General features: G+C 41.6%; 20 protein-coding genes and 1 pseudogene. 7 read left to right on the top strand and 14 right to left on the bottom strand.

Features of this window, described 5'->3' with window-relative positions:
* Window positions 1-768, top strand: a pseudogene (locus tag IEV91_RS18420) (energy-coupling factor transporter transmembrane component T family protein).
* Between the two features lie 76 nt (window positions 769-844).
* On the opposite strand, the gene IEV91_RS18415 reads toward IEV91_RS18420, so the two are convergent.
* Window positions 845-1366, bottom strand: a complete 522-nt coding sequence (locus IEV91_RS18415) for a GNAT family N-acetyltransferase (RefSeq protein WP_268236414.1) — start codon at window positions 1364-1366, stop codon at window positions 845-847.
* A gap of 12 nt (window positions 1367-1378) precedes the next feature.
* Window positions 1379-2113 carry an MBL fold metallo-hydrolase gene (locus tag IEV91_RS18410; RefSeq protein WP_188498905.1) on the bottom strand — a complete coding sequence of 245 codons (735 nt, stop codon included), beginning with the start codon at window positions 2111-2113 and terminating at the stop codon, window positions 1379-1381.
* A 311-nt stretch (window positions 2114-2424) separates the two neighbouring features.
* On the opposite strand from IEV91_RS18410, the gene IEV91_RS18405 reads away from it, so the two are divergent.
* Entirely contained in the window at window positions 2425-2595 is a 171-nt protein-coding gene (locus IEV91_RS18405; protein ID WP_188498904.1) for a hypothetical protein, read from the top strand.
* Between the two features lies 1 nt (window position 2596).
* Window positions 2597-3097, top strand: a complete 501-nt coding sequence (locus tag IEV91_RS18400; protein WP_188498903.1) for a hypothetical protein — start codon at window positions 2597-2599, stop codon at window positions 3095-3097.
* A gap of 5 nt (window positions 3098-3102) precedes the next feature.
* Here IEV91_RS18400 and IEV91_RS18395 read toward each other — a convergent pair whose 3' ends face one another.
* The 9 genes from IEV91_RS18395 to IEV91_RS18355 form a co-directional block, all read right to left on the bottom strand.
* Entirely contained in the window at window positions 3103-3537 is a 435-nt protein-coding gene (locus IEV91_RS18395) for a hypothetical protein (protein WP_188498902.1), read from the bottom strand.
* 76 nt (window positions 3538-3613) lie between these two features.
* Window positions 3614-4984, bottom strand: a complete 1371-nt coding sequence (gene hemY, locus IEV91_RS18390) for a protoporphyrinogen oxidase (protein WP_188498901.1) — start codon at window positions 4982-4984, stop codon at window positions 3614-3616.
* Window positions 4984-5931 (bottom strand): ferrochelatase, encoded by a 948-nt coding sequence (hemH, locus tag IEV91_RS18385; RefSeq protein ID WP_188498900.1) that lies wholly within the window; start codon window positions 5929-5931, stop codon window positions 4984-4986. Before hemH ends, hemY begins: the two co-directional genes overlap by 1 nt.
* Before the next feature lie 14 nt (window positions 5932-5945).
* Window positions 5946-6980 (bottom strand): uroporphyrinogen decarboxylase, encoded by a 1035-nt coding sequence (hemE, locus tag IEV91_RS18380; RefSeq protein ID WP_188498899.1) that lies wholly within the window; start codon window positions 6978-6980, stop codon window positions 5946-5948.
* A gap of 511 nt (window positions 6981-7491) precedes the next feature.
* Window positions 7492-8406, bottom strand: coding sequence for a DUF4097 family beta strand repeat-containing protein (locus IEV91_RS18375; protein WP_188498898.1), 915 nt, complete (start codon window positions 8404-8406; stop codon window positions 7492-7494).
* A gap of 83 nt (window positions 8407-8489) precedes the next feature.
* Window positions 8490-9125 carry a response regulator transcription factor gene (locus tag IEV91_RS18370; RefSeq protein ID WP_268236413.1) on the bottom strand — a complete coding sequence of 212 codons (636 nt, stop codon included), beginning with the start codon at window positions 9123-9125 and terminating at the stop codon, window positions 8490-8492.
* Window positions 9122-10138 carry a sensor histidine kinase gene (locus IEV91_RS18365; RefSeq protein WP_188498897.1) on the bottom strand — a complete coding sequence of 339 codons (1017 nt, stop codon included), beginning with the start codon at window positions 10136-10138 and terminating at the stop codon, window positions 9122-9124. Before IEV91_RS18365 ends, IEV91_RS18370 begins: the two co-directional genes overlap by 4 nt.
* 12 nt (window positions 10139-10150) lie before the next feature.
* Window positions 10151-10942, bottom strand: coding sequence for a cell wall-active antibiotics response protein LiaF (liaF, locus tag IEV91_RS18360; RefSeq protein WP_188498896.1), 792 nt, complete (start codon window positions 10940-10942; stop codon window positions 10151-10153).
* Between the two features lie 34 nt (window positions 10943-10976).
* On the bottom strand, window positions 10977-11687 hold the full coding sequence (locus IEV91_RS18355; RefSeq protein WP_188498895.1) for a LiaF transmembrane domain-containing protein: 711 nt from the start codon (window positions 11685-11687) through the stop codon (window positions 10977-10979).
* Window positions 11688-12056: 369 nt separating this feature from the next.
* On the opposite strand from IEV91_RS18355, the gene IEV91_RS18350 reads away from it, so the two are divergent.
* Both IEV91_RS18350 and IEV91_RS18345 read left to right on the top strand, forming a co-directional pair.
* Entirely contained in the window at window positions 12057-13460 is a 1404-nt protein-coding gene (locus IEV91_RS18350; protein ID WP_188498894.1) for a hypothetical protein, read from the top strand.
* Window positions 13461-13558: 98 nt separating this feature from the next.
* Window positions 13559-13993, top strand: a complete 435-nt coding sequence (locus IEV91_RS18345; RefSeq protein WP_188498893.1) for a ferritin-like domain-containing protein — start codon at window positions 13559-13561, stop codon at window positions 13991-13993.
* A gap of 50 nt (window positions 13994-14043) precedes the next feature.
* Here the strand turns inward: IEV91_RS18345 and IEV91_RS18340 are convergent, their stop codons facing one another.
* Together IEV91_RS18340 and IEV91_RS18335 are read right to left on the bottom strand one after the other, a co-directional pair.
* Complete coding sequence (locus tag IEV91_RS18340; RefSeq protein WP_188498892.1) at window positions 14044-15267, bottom strand: ABC transporter permease; 1224 nt, start codon at window positions 15265-15267, stop codon at window positions 14044-14046.
* Window positions 15255-16007 carry an ABC transporter ATP-binding protein gene (locus tag IEV91_RS18335; RefSeq protein ID WP_188498891.1) on the bottom strand — a complete coding sequence of 251 codons (753 nt, stop codon included), beginning with the start codon at window positions 16005-16007 and terminating at the stop codon, window positions 15255-15257. The genes IEV91_RS18340 and IEV91_RS18335 overlap by 13 nt, the downstream gene beginning before the upstream one ends.
* Window positions 16008-16148: 141 nt before the next feature.
* Here IEV91_RS18335 and IEV91_RS18330 point away from each other — a divergent pair, with 141 nt between their 5' ends.
* On the top strand, window positions 16149-16577 hold the full coding sequence (locus IEV91_RS18330; RefSeq protein WP_188498890.1) for an HIT family protein: 429 nt from the start codon (window positions 16149-16151) through the stop codon (window positions 16575-16577).
* A 43-nt stretch (window positions 16578-16620) separates the two neighbouring features.
* Here IEV91_RS18330 and IEV91_RS18325 read toward each other — a convergent pair whose 3' ends face one another.
* Window positions 16621-16806, bottom strand: a complete 186-nt coding sequence (locus tag IEV91_RS18325) for a hypothetical protein (protein WP_188498889.1) — start codon at window positions 16804-16806, stop codon at window positions 16621-16623.
* Window positions 16807-16967: 161 nt separating this feature from the next.
* Here IEV91_RS18325 and IEV91_RS18320 point away from each other — a divergent pair, with 161 nt between their 5' ends.
* Window positions 16968-17291 (top strand): YtxH domain-containing protein, encoded by a 324-nt coding sequence (locus IEV91_RS18320; protein ID WP_188498888.1) that lies wholly within the window; start codon window positions 16968-16970, stop codon window positions 17289-17291.
* Window positions 17292-17610 lie beyond the last annotated feature (319 nt).

The following is a 17610-nucleotide window of genomic DNA, read 5'->3' as shown; positions in this document are numbered from 1 at the left end:
ATGAAAAGCAATCAATCGCTTTTAGCGACGATTAATCCAACACTCAAACTATTTACCCATTTGACGCTGATGATACTTATCATGACACTTGCCAGCCCGCTCATCACTTTATTTTTATGGCTGCTTGCCTTGATTGTCGGTCTGTTCATTGGTGGTTGGACACCGTCCTATCTCTACAAACGACTTTTACCGTATTTCATCTTTTTCGTGCTTGTCTTTTGGATGCTTGCAGCTTTTGGGGAGGGCGCTACCGTATTGTGGCAGTGGGGCTGGTTCCATATAACTGAAGAAGGAATTAAACATGGGCTACTTATCGCTCTAAGAATGTATGCCTTCGTGACATACAGCTTGCTTTTTACCTCAACGACAGATATCACGACTTTTATTATGAGTCTCATTCATCAGTGTCACCTTTCTCCTAAATGGGCTTATGGACTGCTCGCTGGCTTTCGCTTTATACCGCTTTTCCAAACCGAGCTTACCCAAATGAAACTCGCTCATAGAGTGCGTGGGTTTGAAGGTAAAAATTAGCGTGAGGCATTTGTCCGTTACACCCTTCCGCTTTTTACCCAAGGGATTCGTAAATCCGAACGCGTCGCCATTGCCATGGAGGCCAGAGGCTTTACTGGCTCAAGGGATCGTACTTACTACTACCATTCCAAAGTCCACTTGCGCGATTATAGCTACGGGTTGCTCCTATGGCTCGCTACTGTTTCCATTCTTATTGTTTCTGCAGCATTTGGCCAGCTAACATGGGTTTGGCAATAAAATATCCCCAGGACTTTTCTCCTGGGGAATATCTGTATTTTAGAGGCAACATTAAGCCGTCTGTTTTTTCTCGCTTCTATTGTTTCATTTCTAGAAATTCTTCTTTTTGTATGGCGTACACTAGCGCTGTACTGGTGAGGAAATGAACGGTTCTTTCATAGCGCATTCCGTTTTTTCTCGCCACGAAAATGGAAGCAGGATTATTAGGATTAATCAAGGATATCATACGATCCAAGCCAAGCTCATTAAAGCCATAATCTCTAAAAGCCATCGCCGCTTCCTTTGCCAAGCCTTTCCCCCAATATTCTGGCATGAGCCAATAGCCGATCTCCATTTCAATGTCGCCCTCCACCTCTTGGGGAATAATCCCGGCATGGCCAATTAACTTATTTTCAGGCTTGTACACCATAGCAAACAGCCCAACACCATTCTTATAACGCGGGAGAACTCTTTCCTGGAGATGTGCCTTAGCTTCAGGAGGGGTTTTCGGTATTCCCGCTCCGATATATCGGACGACCTCAGAATTTCCCCACAAGGATGCATAGAAGTCAACATCCTCCATTGTATACTTCCTAAAAAATAATCGATCCGTTTCTATCTTAACCGCCTCCTATCCTTCCCAGTTCCAACCGCTTTTTGCTAGAGAAAGTTTTCCTTTATAAATGGAACAAGTTTGTTCAATAAGATCCGCATGCTCACCATAATGAGGCAAATGTGTTAAAAGTAATTCCTTAGCCCTAGCTTCCGAAGCTAAACGTCCGACATCTAATGTGTTCATATGTCCCATCGGCTCACCATCAATGTCTTTATATAAACTGCATTCAGCCACGAGTAAATCAACATCCTTAGCAAAGGGAACAAGTTCTGGAATAAAACTTGTATCCGCGGTAAAACAAATCGTTTGCTTGCCACTTGTGATTCGCATGGCAGCACAAGGAACAGGATGGGCGGTCTGCATAAACGTAAAAGTAAAAGGTCCGATATCTATGGATTCACCCATGTTATAGGGAACACCATGTGTGGCATCATCGAAAGTGAGTGATCGAAATTTATCCGGCTCCATTTGATGAGCATAAATCGGTAAGGACCCTTTGGGTGTGCCTATGTACTTCTCAATATGTTTAGCAAATTGCAAGGGACCGACATCTGCAATATGGTCATGATGATAATGCGAAAGAACCACTGCGTCAAGACTGGCTATTGACGTATATTTAGGGAGCTGCGCCAAAACGCCGCTGCCACAATCAACAAGAACTTTGAATCCATCTTCCTCTAATAAATAGGCCGATGTCGCTTCACCTACCTCAGGATGACCACCCCAAAACCCGACCACTGTCCATTTCATGTTAACCCCTCCTTGTTTTCATCCTACAATCCCTATTTGGTTTCCATTATACGCCTTTTTGTCTATAATAATCTATAAGTTGAAAAGCTATGGTCGGATTTCGCAACATTGCCATTGATGATAATCAAACCCTCACTTTTACCCTTGTTCAGCTTGCTATTTTAAAAAGCAATAAACCGCAAAACAGCTTGGGGGAATATGGATACAAAACTCCTTCACTCTTACACCTATGAAACTTCTTTCCTTTATCTTCGTATGGATAGTTCATAAAGACCCTTTTTAACACCTTGATCAATTTAGGAGGTTAAACAATGTCCTTTGGAAATCACGAGTTTTACGTCGGTTGGGGGACGCTGGCTTTAATTAATGCAGGGCTTGCTCAGGGTAAAAATCGAACGGGCATCAATTGGTTTTTATTGTCTCTTCTTCTCGGCCCCATTGCTACACTGATTTTACTTTTTGTAGAAAAAAGGAAGGGGTAATATGAAAAACGCTCAAGACTATATGGAAGTGCAACGACCGCCAAAATGGGCGGGACTATCAGTCACGCTTCTCAGCGCCATCTTTTGGTATGGGTTTATTCAGCAAGTCGTCTTTAATCGATCGTTTGGAGATACTCCTGCGCCAAACTCACTATTAGTTTTCTTTGGTCTCGTGATCCCTATTGGCTTCTTATCGATTAAAATGGTGACCCAAGTCAAGGCAGAAGGGCTTTATGTCCGCATCAGCCCTTTTCATTTGCGTTCGAAAGTGTTTAGATTTGAAGAGATTGACGAACTCGAGGTGCTGGAATACAGTCCGATAAAACGCTTTGGCGGCTGGGGAATTCGTTTTAATCTTAAAGGGGAGACCGCCTATACGATGCGAGGAAGAAAAGCTGTCAAATTAAAGACACGCTATGGGACTTATTTTATTGGTTCAAGAAGCCCCGAAACACTCAGTCAGGAGCTTCACCAAAGAATGCTTGAATATAAACATCAATAATTCCCTTATTTATTAGTAGGGGGTTGAATGTTAACCACGGATTGAGATTTATCAAGGGCTTTTCCTGAGCTCACTTTAAAATCACCATATTTACGAGGGACCTCTACAGAATAGACAACTTTGTTTCCTTTAACAAACGCAACGAGATTAATATCATCCCGAAACTGAATCCCTTGTTTATGTGTTAACCATTCATAACCTACAGCCTTATTAATCTGTTTTAAGGTAGAGTATGGAGTGAAAATATAGACTTTGTCCCATTCAAATCCACTCATCGCCGATTCAAAATCAATTTTCTTTCCACCGTTCTTTTGGATGTTAAGAATAATTTGATTTTGTAGCGAATCCTCATCAACCTTTTTAGATGTATTTCCCGATGAACATCCCGACAGCAAAAAGAGTATAAGTAGACATAAAAGTAGTGTGAGTGATCGCTTCATCTCACCCCTCCTCTTTTCCATAGTACGACCTAATATTAAAACCCGATGAGCCAAATCGCGACTCACCGGGAACACGTCATTGTATGATTTGCTCGGCTAGCTGTTTGGCTTGCTTAATGCAATCCGGTAGGCCTACGCCATCGTAAGAAGCCCCAGCAAGATATACGTGAGGATAATCTACAGCAAGCTTAGCTCTTACGTCTTCAAGCCATTTGCTGTGTCCCACAGGATATTGTGGCATCGCTAATGGCCAACGGCTCACAATAGCAAAATCAGGATCAGCTTTTATCGAAACGATACCACTGAGGTTATCCAAAGCAATCTTTGTCAGGGTCTCGTCTGATTGGTTAATAATATCATCGTCACCCGCTTTACCAACATAGCAACGAATGATTGCTTTACCCTTTGGTGCCGCATGTCCCCATTTCATATGGGTCCAAGTGGAGGCTGTAATTGCCTTGTCTTCCAAACGTGACACCACAAATCCTGTTCCCTCTTTATCCATTCTCACATCGTCTTGATTAAAGACCATTGCAATTGTGGCTACCGATGTATCCGGTGCGGCATCCTCACGATGAAGATAACTAGCTTGAGTTAAAAGTTTTTCAGTAACGCGATGAGGCACTGCCAAAATCACCTGATCTGCCGCAAGTCTTTGACCCGTTGAGAGTAAAAGTTCATAACTGTTCGCTTCCTTCTCAATAGCCGCGACACTTACACCCGTTTGAATGTCAACGCCTGAGTGTTCAAGGCTTTTCTTCAATGCTTCAATAAAGTCAGACAGCCCACCAGTAAGCGTTGCAAATTGGCTAGTCTTTTTCTTAGGCGTTGTTTGACTTAAACCCTTGATGAGACTCCCATACTTCTTCTCAATTTCAATAAATTGGGGAAGGGCAATTTTCAAGCTTAACTTATAAATATCCCCAGCATAGATGCCTGAAAGAAGTGGACTGATAATGTGATCCACAACTTCAACGCCAAGGCGTTGCTTGAAGAACTCACCTACCGACATATCCTCGAAGTCTGGAAGCTTAGGGATAAAGAAGTCATTCAACACACGCACTTTCCCATCCATTGATAATAGGTCGGATTGAAGGAGCGTCCGAATCCGCGTCGGTACTCCCATAACGGACCCTTCAGGAATCGGGTGTAATGCATCATCTTTTAAAATGTAGGATCTTCCTGTTTGGTTTTCGATTAATTGGTCACTCAGTCCAAGTAAATCGACTAACTCCAAGCCTTCTGGCTTACGTTTTAAAAAGGAATCAGGACCGCGCTCGATAACGAAACCCTCGCGCTTTTCCGTTTGCACTTTTCCCCCCACCCTATTGGTGGCTTCGAGTAAAGTAATCTTAACCTTTTGGCCCTTTTCCTGCGCCAGTCTATACACATGAAACGCACTGGATAAACCGGTGATTCCTCCACCCACAATAGCAACGTTCATCATTATCTTACCGTCGCTTTTTCTTTAACAGCTTGTAGTACCACTGTTGTTAAAAGCTCAATAAAGGCAGGTTCAGCATTAGGCATTGGAGGACGGTGATAGTGAGCGCCAAGTTCTTCACAAACAACCCGACATTCATAGTCATTGTCATAAAGCACTTCAAGATGCTCTGCCACAAAACCAACAGGACAATAAATGAATGAAGTAAAGCCATCATGTTGGAACAAATCACGTGTCAAATCTTGAACGTCAGGTCCTAACCATGGATCCGGTGTATTGCCTTCACTCTGCCATCCAAGGGCATAGTGCTTGATTCCCGCTGCTTCAGCTACGAGTTCAGCTGTTTCATGTAATTGGTCAGGATAAGGATCACCATTTTTTAAAATCTTCTCAGGTAAGCTATGTGCCGAGATCACGACAACCGTCTTCTCATGTTCAGCTTCTGGAATTTGGGCAAAAGTAGCCTTAATTTTGTTGGCCCACATATTAATAAAGCCTGGTTCTTTGTACCAGCTTTCAATCGGGATAATGGTCAGTCCGCCTAACTCTTCAGCTTTCTTTTGCGCTCTTTCCGTATAAGACTTCACACTGAAAGTAGAATAATGGGGAGCGAGGACAATGGCTACAGCCTCTTTAATGCCATCATTATGCATCGCTTCAACACCATCCTCAATAAAAGGATGGATATGTTTAAGACCAAGATAAGCTTTGAATTCAATTTCGTCTTGCGTCTCGTTTAATTTAGCCTCTAGAGCATCCTTTTGCTCATTCGTAATTCGGGCAAGCGGAGAAACACCTCCAATAGCCTCATAGCGGCTTTTTAAATCTTCAAGTTGCTCATCGGAAGGACGTCTCCCGTGTCGGATATCTGTATAATAGGCTTCTATATCTTCTGGTTTATAGGGCGTGCCATACGCCATCACTAATAATCCCATTTTCTTTCGTGCCATTTCCTACACCTCATTTATTTTTTAGTATAATCATGTATAAACTTTGTTAACCTCTGTAATTGGCTCACATTTGCTTCCGGGAATACACCATGTCCAAGATTGAATATGTAGCCAGGCTGCGCCATGCCTTGATCGAGAATAGCCTTCGCCTTCTTTTCAAGAAATTCCCACGGTGCGAGTAAAGTTGAAGGATCTAAATTTCCTTGTAGTGCTTTCTCAATCCCTAGAGCGCGTGCAGCTTGAATATCAATCCGCCAGTCTATAGAAAGAACATCGACAGGAAGATGATTCCAAATGGGTAATAGATGTGCGGCCCCGCTCCCAAAGTAAATGGTTGGAACCCCTGTGGCCTTTAATGCCGTGAAAATTTTCTCCATCGTTGGCGCAATGTACGCTTCGTAATCATCAGCCCCTACTGAGCCGATCCAAGAATCAAAGACTTGTACCGCTTGAGCGCCAGAGGCGATTTGATAAGTTAAATAATCAATCGTCACATCAGCAAGCTTGTCCATAAGGGCTTGCCATTCCTCGGGATAAGCATACATAAACCCTTTTGTCTTGTGATAATCTTTGGACGGTCCACCTTCAATCAAGTAACTTGATAATGTAAAGGGGGCACCGGCAAACCCAATAAGTGGAACAGATAATTGCTCTCTTAATAACTGAATAGTGTCCCCTATAAAAGGCAAATCGCGCTGTGGTGCTATCGCTCTTAGTCGATTCACATCGGCCACAGTTCTAATGGGATTACCTATCATTGGCCCTTTTCCAGGAACAATATCGACATCCACACCTATTGGCTTTAACGGTGTCATAATGTCAGCAAACAAAATAGCCGCATCCACGCCCAATTGTTCTACTGGGAGCCGAGTCACCTTAGCACAGACTTCCGGGTTATCATTAATTTCAAAGAAGGAATACTGCTTACGAATTTCTCGATACTCTGGCTGATATCTGCCTGCTTGACGCATATACCACACTGGAGTATATGGCACTTCTTCTCTACGACATGCTTTTAAAAACGTGTCATTAAATGGCTTTTGCCCCAAAAACGGACACCCTCTCTACATTTCATCCTAGATCATTTTATAAGTTGTTTTATCCACTTCAGTTACCGTTAGTGTTTACGGGGAAGACGTTCTATAGTCATTAAAATGGTAGAATATCACCATTCAATCCCTTTACATTGTAACATGTATTAAATAAGAATCAGAATAATATTGCTTCACTATGAGGCATTTTTTAACGCCACTGTTTACAAAGTTGTCACCGTTTACTATCCTAACACTTCTAAAAAGAAATACACGTGACTTTTTTAACAACTTCATGAAATAAGAGGGCGATTTTGTGGCGAATTTCAACAACTCTTATCCTACAACGGCATGTTATACCCGCTTTTCTTACTGGCAGACTCCATTCCCAGCTTTTGTGGCTATTGAGCTATTCCGAGGAAAATGGTAGATAAGCTACGTCCGCCAAGGGAGCAGCACCTTTTCAGGAAAACGACTTCAATGATAAAAAAACTCCGAGCATTGCTCGGATTCATTAAGTATTATATCCTCATTCAGTTATTTTGAAGCTTCCAGAATTGGCTCTAGCCTCGATTTTATACTCACCTGCGCCTAGTTGCCCAGTGATGCGATGCGCTGATTTCTCTGTAAATGTCATTCCCCTAAGCCCAACTGATCCTGAACCTGACCCACCTTTAAATATAAGTTCAAGAGAGACGGGCTGAATCAAGTGCATTGTCATACTACCACTTGAAGTTTTTAACCGCCAATCACCTGATAATTCTATGTCATCACAACGAATACTCCCTGATGAAGCCGTAGCGGTGACATCCCCTTGAAGGTTTCGGGCAACAATACTCCCAGAAGAAGTCCTGAGGGTACTTTGATCAGCCACTTGATCTTCAATTTTTACACTTCCACTATTGGCACGGATTTCAAAGGCTTGTGCTTGATTGTTGAACGATCGAATACTTCCACTTGATGTTTCAATACTATAAATAGTGCCTGAAACACTGTTTTTTGAAACAATACTACCCGAAGAAGCCGTCAAATAGATAGCATTAGCAGCTATATCATTTAAATGAATCCCGCCTGATGACGTTTTGACTTTGAGTGAGTCATAATATTGGCGAGGAATCCCAACCTTTAACCTTACATTAAACATGGAGAACCCCAACGTAGACGAGCTGTTTTTTTCCCTTTTCAACGAGACATTTAAGCTTTGGTGACTCACCTGGTGCTGAATACTCCAGGCCGTAGCCACATTCTTCGTCGCTCGTCCTTGTAACTCGACTAGCATGTCTTCACTTTCTATCGGTTCTAAAAAAATGTCATGAGAGGATGCCAGAATATCTATATTTTTAATTATCTTCATAGGAATGTGTATCGATTCATGGACGTCTATAACCTTAAACATACTAACGCATGATCGAACAAGGGTAACAATGACACGTGAAAGACCCATGCCACTCCTCCTTTCACTAACTTAAGCCATGATTATTTTTTGTGCAAATCATAAAAATTTATAGTAAGCTCGGTAAAAGCTATTTACACAATATGATGCTGGTGGGCATAGATTGCGGCTTGCGTACGGTCTGAAACACCAAGTTTACTCAAAATATTACTGACATGGGTTTTAACTGTTTTAATCCCGATAAAGAGCTCCTCTGCAATTTCTGCATTGGTTTTTCCTTTTCCTATTAATACAAGGACCTCGTGCTCTCTACTTGTCAACTCTTCGTGCCTCGAAGGTTTATGCTGGAAACGATTGACCATTTTCCCAGCGACTTTAGCATCGATAACAGAGTCCCCTTTATAGGCCTTGTAAATGGCTTCAACAATATCCTCAGCTGAAGCCGTTTTAAGTAAGTAACTTGTGGCTCCTGCCTCTAATGCCGGAAAAATTTTTTCGTCATCATAAAAACTTGTGAGCACAATCACCTTTATATGTGGAAATTTGGCCAGCACTTCACGTGTGGCATCGATTCCTCCGACTTTTTCCATAATTAAATCCATCATGATAACATCGGGCTGATGGGTCATCACAGCTGAAAGCGCCTCTGAACCATCAGTTGCTTCGCCGACGACATCGATCCCATCCTCAATTTCCAAGTAGGCTCTTAGTCCCCTTCGCACCATATCATGATCATCAATAATTAATACTTTAATCGTGTCTTGACTCACTGACTATTCCCCCCACCACTTTTTAACGGTATTCGTATGTCAACAAACGTGCCTTCGTTCGGACGCGATGTAAGGGTGAGCTTTCCGCCCAACTCTTCACAACGCTCACGCATCGTTTTCAATCCATAGGATGTCTTTTTATCTTCTGTAAGATCAAAGCCTTTACCATTATCGTGAACCTTCATTACCACTGCTTGACTCGTTTGCGTGAGCTCTAACTTAATGACAGAAGCCTGAGAATGCCGGAGAGCATTGGAAAGGGCTTCTTGTAAAAGCCGAAAGAGATGATCTTCTACACCTTTGGATAACCCTTTTATTATATGAATTTCTGTTTCAAATTGAATGTTTGTTTTTGCCCCTAACTCATAGATCAGCTTTTCCATACCTTCTTGGAGGGAATCCTCTGACAAATGAACAGGACGTAAATGTAATAATAAAGCCCGCATTTCCCCTTGAGCCTTTAAGGCAATTTCAGCGATTTCAGCAATTTGTTGCTCGGCCATCTCCGGTTTTTTTACCACTGCCTTTTTGGCAGCTGAGGCCAACATATTTAAGGCAAAAAGCTGTTGACTGACAGCATCATGTAAATCCCGTGCTAGGCGCTGACGTTCTTCTATCGTCGCTGCGCTTTTCGCCTGCTCTGCCAATTCCGCCTTTTCATCTGCTAATCTTTGAAGATTTTGGACTTGTTGTTCATAGCGATCAGCCAATTGATTTAATGATCGTTCTATAGAGGCCAGTTCCCCGGATTCTGAGACTTGTATCCTATCAGAAAGCTTTCCATTCGATAAGACACGGATGAAGGAGGCGATAGCACTCAAGCGATGCTTATCATTCTGCTGTGTCTTAAATCCTAAATATAATCCGAGAAGGAAGATGACAATAAAGGTTAAGATCATGAAGAGGAGTGCCTTGAAAATCAGGACGCCCTGTGACTCTAAGACTGCAAAAACAATAATGCCTGACAAAGCTGCAAAAAGGCTATAATGTTTAATGAATTTAAAAGATAACAAAGTCCTGCCTCCTCATACTCTATCGATATTTAAATCAAGTATTTTAAAGGAGACATCCAGAACAATCCTTCGAGAGGCCTCATCAAAGTCCTGTGTCTTATAGAAAAGATCCCTACTGCCGACACCCGACTGTTCTTCTTCCCCAATATTGACATCGACAATGTTTGCTTCACCCTTTACCATGAAAGCAACATCTTCCGGTATCACCACATCAATGTCACCAACAAAGCCTGAAATCTGAATCTCTGTTTCTCTATCTGGAATAAACGCCTTTGTAAAATCAAATTCATAGTCACTCACAAATCCCCGTAAATTCATTGGTTCAACAGGCCAGTTGGGCTCATTAAAATGACATTCTTTCACGACATTAAATACAGAGGTGCCTTTACGATTCCAATATTTATTAGCTTCGTCAGAACGATGATTTTTCCTGTTCATGTTATAAGAACGTTTAAAACGAATGGGTCCAACAATCTCAAACCCTATATAAATCAAAACAAGCGGCCACAACCGCCAAAAGTCAGTCCAATGAAATGAAAGAGAACCAATATTAAAATCATCTGCAAGGAGCAGCCCACCATAAACGGTACAGAATAAGCCGATAAACCAGTGAGGTCCCCTTCCCCTCAATAAAGGCTTTAATAGATTCCATAAACCATAAATAAAGATGACAAAGGCAATAAAGGTTCCTAATAATTCGCCTAGCCCCATTGAAACAAGCCCCATATTCCCCAAAAGCAACCACACACCGATAAAAATGAAGAGGGCTGCCATAAATATATTTGTAAAAGAAACGCTTCTCATAAAGTCATCACCTCAGGTCCATGATTCATTCGTTTTAGGAAGGGTTCTCCTTATTTTCTGAATCAATGGCGTCGTCGTTCTCTATAGAATCCTTGTTTATAGGAGCCTGCTGGGAAAATTTAGCGAGACGCTCTTGACGTTCAGCTTGTCTTCGTTCTCGTTCTGCACGCCTTTCACTTTTGTCCACTACTTTTATTTCATCTATAGGTGCTTCCCATTCTTGTTTAACTTCCCGTAACTCTTTTTCCAGTTCATTCTTCAGTTCATTTTTTATCTCTTCGCTTAATACCTTGCTTTTTACGGCCCAATCGTCATGGCCGCGTTTCATTTCTTTTCTTTTCATTTTTTCAATTTTTTTTGCATGCTTGTGACCTTTCTTGCTGCCTTCAAACACAATCATGAATCCAACGTATACAATAAAAAGCGGCCAGAGCTTCCAAACGTCCTGCCATTCAAAATTAAACACGTGATACATCCCGCCAAGGACTGCACTACCATAAGCTAAAAAGAAAAGGCCAAACAGCCAGTTGCCACCAAACTCACTTTTTGCACTGATAAATGGGGCAATCAATAGACTAAGTCCCCAAATAATAAGAGCATAAGGGATAAATATAATCATTGCGTCCTTCATAGAGGCGCTCATTAATCCCAGTGTGCTGAGCAAAAGCCAGCCCCCAATATATATAAAAATAATCGCTGTCACTATTTTGGGTAATGAAATAGTGAATGAAAGTTGTCGTTTCATGTCAAATCCCCTCAATCAATTAAGATGTTGGAATCCTGTCTTAAGAAAACTTGGCTTACCGCCAAGCCTTAATGGCGAATGCCAAAGTTGCACTTATAAGGTCATCCATTAAGTTATAAATTCTGACGTTATAAAGAAAAGCCTTGATAGGCCCGCCTTAGAAAACCAGCTTTTTTCAAAAACCTTATTCCTGTTTATAATTCTTTTCCCTTTCATCGATTCCTTCTTTACTATAATCTGTTTTTGAAATTTTTTAAATGTCCCCGCGTCGGGAATAGCCTCCGTCTTAGGTCTGATTTTACGCTGACTCACACCTAGACATCCGCCCGCATATTCTATTCTCACACACCATGAAACGGAGGTTTCACTATGGGAGTAGATTTAACACTTGTCCACTGGATCTACCTTGTTTTTATCGTGCTCATTATTGGTGTCATGGTCTTGAGGCGCGATATCACTTTGATATGTATTGTCGGTATTTTTATCATGGGCTGGGTAGCCACTTCTTCCTTCACAACGGCTATAGGAGGCATTTTCAATAGCCTTGTTTATGCCATCACTCAATTACTAGGAACTATTCTTGTTATCTCAGTCATCGTCGCTCTGAGTCATGTACTCACGAAGACGGGGATTAATGATTATATGATTAAACCTTTTACAAAGTTTATCCGCACGCCCGCTTTAGCCTTTTGGGTCATTGGGCTTGTCATGATGATTGTTTCGTGGTTCTTCTGGCCCTCTCCTGCCGTCGCCTTATTAGGTGTTGTTTTGCTTCCTGTAGCCTTAAGAGTAGGTCTTCCTGCATTAGGAGCCGCCATGGCTATGAACTTGTTTGGTCATGGGGTGGCACTCTCAGGGGACTATGTGATTCAAGGAGCACCTAAGCTCACAGCGGATGCAGCCGGTATTCCTGTAGGCGATGTGCTCTCTGCCAGTATCCCACTTGTAATTGTCATGGGAGGTGTGACTATTCTGACCTCCTTTTTCCTCATGTTACGTGACATGAAAAAAGGAAAGTTAAAGGTGACCTCCCAAGAATTGCAAAAAATAAACAGTGATACATCAGAGCAAAATCAGAATTTCACGCTTTCTCCTAAAACACGAACCTTTTTTGCCCTATTAGTCCCTATTCTCCTAATCTTAGATGTGGTCGGGATGATTGCTTTTAACTTACAAGGGGACGCAGCAACCGCACTCGTTGGAGGAACCGTCATCTTTATTCTTATGGCTATCTCACTTGTGGCCCATAAAAATAAAGGCTTAGAAAAGATTACTTCCTATTTAGTCGAAGGCTTTCAGTTTGGATTCAAAGTCTTCGGACCTGTGATTCCAATTGCAGCTTTCTTTTATATGGGAGATGCCGGATTCTCTTCTGTTTTTGGGGATGTCCTCCCTGCCCACTCAGCAGGTATCGTCAATGATTTAGGCAATGCGCTAGCCCATTCTATGCCATTAAACAAAGAAGTCGCCGCCAGTACCCTTACAGTGGTCGGTGCGATCACAGGTCTTGACGGTTCTGGATTTTCTGGAATATCCTTAGCGGGTTCCATTGCCCATCTCTTCTCAGCGGCCATAGGAAGCGGGATTGCAACATTAACGGCTCTCGGCCAGGTCGCGGCCATATGGGTCGGCGGAGGAACATTAGTCCCTTGGGCGTTAATCCCCGTCGCAGCCATATGTAATGTCGATGCCTTTGAGTTAGCGCGTAGAAACCTTATCCCTGTTATTATTGGCTTAGTTGTGACAACAATCGTTGCCATGTTTTTAATATAACAAACGTCTTTTCATCTTTAGAAGAAACATCAGAGGTTTACCTTTGGACAATGCGGGAAATATATGTAGTAAAGCATTATTATGAAAGGATGAATGACATGGATGAAAAAATGAAAGCTCTAATTGATGGATTAAACGAAGATCTTGCTAATGAATACGGAGCCGTCATTCAATACACAACCTATGCAGCGACTGTATCGGGTATGCACTATCAAGTCCTAAAGCCTTTTTTTGAGGATGAAATCCCTGATGAGCAAGGGCACGCTTCTTATCTGTCAGAAAAAATTGCAACACTGGGTGGCAACCCCACCACAAAACCCGCAGAAGTGGTCTACACTACCGATGCAAAGCGCATGCTCGAAGAAGTCCATAAATCCGAAAGCGACACCATTGAACGCTATAAAAAGAGAAGAAAACAAGCAGATGAACTCGGGCTGATTGATCTCGTTGTGAAATTAGAAGACATGATTGCTGACGAGACCAAACATAAAGAAATTACCGAAAGAATGCTTAATGATCATCGTCTCAGCTAAACCAGCAAAAACACCCTGTTCCACTCTCTAGTGGTTCAGGGTGTTTCATTTTACAACTCTAAAGAGGAACGACGAATCTTTCGGCTAGCATAGCCATAAGTAAATAAGAATGCAAAGACAATCCCTGCTCCAGCGGTGAGTAAAGCAAAGATTACTGAAATCCCTACAACAAGCGCAATGATGCCTAGCACAATCGCTTCACTCACAAGTAAAAGCATCAACACTGATAAAAAATTACGCTCTCGAACTTTATTCGGAATAGGGAATAACAAACCTGGGCCTTCTATCGCACCTGCATTCCACAATGGAAGCAGTTGCATGGCCGTCAGATAAACAGTAACAACCGCGATAATGACAGAGGAAAGGTCTCCACCCGCCATCCAAATCACAATCCCACCTATAACAAGGAGGCGTACATAGATCCCAAAATAATCTCCTGAACGCAAAAACGTTTTACTAAAATATTTCTTAAACGTCGCCTTAGGGCTGTAAGCAAATATCTCTGTCACGGCTTTTAAATAGTTGCGTGGCTTAATACGATTTTGCATATGCGGGACATCCGTAATCAAATTTGCAAAACGGTCAAAGTTCGCCGCTTGTCTCATTTCAATATCTAAGAGAACGTCCCATTTCATCAGATGCTGTCTCTGCAGAGGGTTATAAACAAAAAGCGTAAGGACTAAAGCTAAGGCAATAAGGATGACGAGAAAGTACCATGGTGCCTCCGCCAACAAGAGGTAGATAAAAACAAAGGAGAATACCCCACGTAACCCTTTATATTTAAAAGATGCAAAGACAAAAGTCTCTGCCCAAGAGCAGAACAAATTCCAAGCCTTTAGGATGAAAAGCACGATCAGTACTAATACATAGGCACCGATCCGATGATCAACAGTATGTAAATAAAGGGGCATCGCAATCGCCCACAGAAATAAAAGAGGAATACACTGCATGATATAGCTATATCGAATGGCTTTCTTAAAATAGTCCTCAAGCTTTTCCTCTAAGGGCAGCAAAAACACTAGATCTGCAGATCGCAGCAATGTACGAACAGGACTTCTTACAATAAAAAAGCCAAATAAAAGCAGAAGTATCCACTCTGTTGGAAAGGTTTCAGGTAGTCCCTTAACCCACTGCTGATAAAAATAGCCCCCACCGACGATGAGAATATAAAGAGAAAACATAAACCCGCTATTAGACAGGAGTCGCAAATAACGACTCGTCATATCCCAATGCTCTCTTAGCCTTTGTGACCACAATGCTTCTATTTTTCCCAAGGTTTTTCACCCTTTGCTACTGAAACATAGATATCGTGCAAGGAGACCTGTGGATCATTAACGCTTTCTCTTAATTCATCCATAGTGCCTTGCATGGCAATTTTCCCTTCGTGAAGGAGAATAAAACGATCACAATATTGTTCTGCTGTTGAAAGGATGTGCGTGGACATTAAAATTCCAGCTCCCTTTTGTTTCATCTCAATCATTAAATCGAGAAAAGCCTGGATACCAATTGGATCGAGTCCCACAAAGGGCTCATCAACAACATAAAGCTCTGGATGAACGAGAAAGGCACACATGATCATCACCTTTTGTTTCATCCCTTTCGAAAAATGACCGGGGAACCAGTCAAGACGATTCTCCATTCGAAATAATGAAAGTAACTGCGGCATCCGGCTTTCAAAAGCTGCCTTGTCCACCCCATAAGCCATTGCAGACATTTCTAAGTGCTCTCGTAAAGTGAGTTGTTCATAAAGATTTGGCGTTTCTGGGATATACGCTAGTTTCGATCGATAAGCTGTTTTATCCTCTTGTATTGTGAGCCCATCCACCTTAATAGTGCCAGTGAGAGCTTCCATAAGACCTAAGATATGCTTAATGGTTGTACTTTTCCCTGCTCCATTTAACCCTACAAGTCCAACAAGCTCTCCTTTCTTCACATGAAAAGAAAGATCATGAAGAACATGCTTTTGATTGGAATAGCCACCACTTAAATGCTCTACCTGTAATATCTCAGCCATTAACTTATACCTCCGTCCCATCAATTCCTTCTATTTTCTCAAATAATCGCTAGATGGGCAACAATACGATTGCTATTCTCAGCTTGTCCCATCATTTTGTGATAAAATAGTAAAAAAATCAATATGAAGGGAAAATTAAGAATGGCTCATGATCAAAATTGTATTTTTTGTAAAATAATTAATGGCGAAGTGCCATCTGCTAAGGTCTTTGAAAATGACGATGTCTATGCATTTCTTGATCTTAGTCAAGTCACTAAAGGCCATACTTTAGTCATCCCAAAGGACCATCAAGCAAATATTTTTGAGCTTCAAGAAGAAACAGCCGCTAAACTCTTTTCCGTTGTGCCCAAAATCGCCCGGGCTGTCCGCGATGCCTTCCAGCCTTTAGGCTTAAATCTGATGAATAACAATGGTAAAGAAGCCGAGCAAACCGTCTTCCATTATCATGTACATATTATTCCACGTTATGGCAAAGAGGATGGCTATAAACCCATATGGCACCCACACCAAGAGGATTATACACCTGAAGATCTGCAAAAAATTGCAGCTTCTATCGCACAAGAAATTTAGACTAAAAAACGCGGGTCATCCCGCGTTTTTCATATGGCTCTGGTTATATCAGAAGAAAAGCAAACAGTAGGCATAAGACTCCGACTATTCCCAATAGCACTAGAGTATTCTGCTGCTTTTTAAGCGCTGCATTCTTAAAACTATAATTTCTTTGTTTACTTAATCCCAATGCCGTATGAGCAAGTAAACAGAGACCAATAATAATGAAGAGCGCAATTAATATAAACATATGGACGCCCCCTATAAGAGGTTATAGCTCCACCTCTAACGTGCGAATGGAACGGAGAAAAAACTTTCTCTCAACACTGACTTATTGAATCACGCACTATTAATGATAACTTATGCAAATTGTTTTATAATATTGACAAGAAAAAAAGTGAGGTGTATTTAATGGGCAAGTTAAAATCCTACATATTCGGGTTTACAGTTGGAAGTGTTGCCGCAGGTATTACAGTCCTTTTAAACGCTCCAAAGCCAGGTAAAGAACTTCGCCAAGACTTAAAAACTCAAGTCAATGACATCCAATTACCCGTTAAAGAATTAAAGGAGACTGCATTATCGGTCAAAAACAACTTAACGGACTTTACTCAAAAAAGTATCCCTGTGATCAAATCAACAGTAAACGAAGTCAAAACCTTAGTCGACTCTTGGCAAACAGATATTCAGCCTAATTTAAAAAAATTGTCGGAAGAAATTAATGATATTCAAAAATAGCTTTTTAGCGAGGAAATTTGGACAAGCCAATCTAAAAAAAGCGATAATCCGCAAATGACCCCCGGATTATCGCCTTTTTTTGCCTTATTTACATGTTAAGGTCTAGCAAATAATTTAAAATAAGCTGTTAAAACATTTTTTATAGGGATTTAAATGTGAAGAGTTGAAGGATATTCCGGCGTAACGCTTAAGCTAAGAGCTAGCATAATAGTTGATTACTGCAGGCTTATGGTGTGGATTTGAGCTTCAGGTTGCTCGCTTTCCATGGGCACGGCCTCAGCTAACTTGGGAATGGATTAATGGGTTTCCCAAGTGGATC

The sequence above is a fragment of the Pullulanibacillus pueri genome (assembly GCF_014639255.1).
Classification (GTDB): domain Bacteria; phylum Bacillota; class Bacilli; order Bacillales; family Sporolactobacillaceae; genus Pullulanibacillus; species Pullulanibacillus pueri.
Note: the sequence above shows the minus strand (reverse complement) of the source record. Positions and strands in the feature narration are given on the sequence as shown.

Coding starts and splice junctions, on each gene's coding strand:
- IEV91_RS18410 (WP_188498905.1), bottom strand. CDS start 2,113: ATGAAATGGACAGTGGTCGGGTTTTGGGGTGGTCATCCTGAGGTAGGT.
- IEV91_RS18405 (WP_188498904.1), top strand. CDS start 2,425: ATGTCCTTTGGAAATCACGAGTTTTACGTCGGTTGGGGGACGCTGGCT.
- IEV91_RS18400 (WP_188498903.1), top strand. CDS start 2,597: ATGAAAAACGCTCAAGACTATATGGAAGTGCAACGACCGCCAAAATGG.
- IEV91_RS18395 (WP_188498902.1), bottom strand. CDS start 3,537: ATGAAGCGATCACTCACACTACTTTTATGTCTACTTATACTCTTTTTG.
- hemY (WP_188498901.1), bottom strand. CDS start 4,984: ATGATGAACGTTGCTATTGTGGGTGGAGGAATCACCGGTTTATCCAGT.
- hemH (WP_188498900.1), bottom strand. CDS start 5,931: ATGGCACGAAAGAAAATGGGATTATTAGTGATGGCGTATGGCACGCCC.
- IEV91_RS18375 (WP_188498898.1), bottom strand. CDS start 8,406: ATGGGTCTTTCACGTGTCATTGTTACCCTTGTTCGATCATGCGTTAGT.
- liaF (WP_188498896.1), bottom strand. CDS start 10,942: ATGAGAAGCGTTTCTTTTACAAATATATTTATGGCAGCCCTCTTCATT.
- IEV91_RS18355 (WP_188498895.1), bottom strand. CDS start 11,687: ATGAAACGACAACTTTCATTCACTATTTCATTACCCAAAATAGTGACA.
- IEV91_RS18350 (WP_188498894.1), top strand. CDS start 12,057: ATGGGAGTAGATTTAACACTTGTCCACTGGATCTACCTTGTTTTTATC.
- IEV91_RS18345 (WP_188498893.1), top strand. CDS start 13,559: ATGGATGAAAAAATGAAAGCTCTAATTGATGGATTAAACGAAGATCTT.
- IEV91_RS18335 (WP_188498891.1), bottom strand. CDS start 16,007: ATGGCTGAGATATTACAGGTAGAGCATTTAAGTGGTGGCTATTCCAAT.
- IEV91_RS18330 (WP_188498890.1), top strand. CDS start 16,149: ATGGCTCATGATCAAAATTGTATTTTTTGTAAAATAATTAATGGCGAA.
- IEV91_RS18325 (WP_188498889.1), bottom strand. CDS start 16,806: ATGTTTATATTAATTGCGCTCTTCATTATTATTGGTCTCTGTTTACTT.
- IEV91_RS18320 (WP_188498888.1), top strand. CDS start 16,968: ATGGGCAAGTTAAAATCCTACATATTCGGGTTTACAGTTGGAAGTGTT.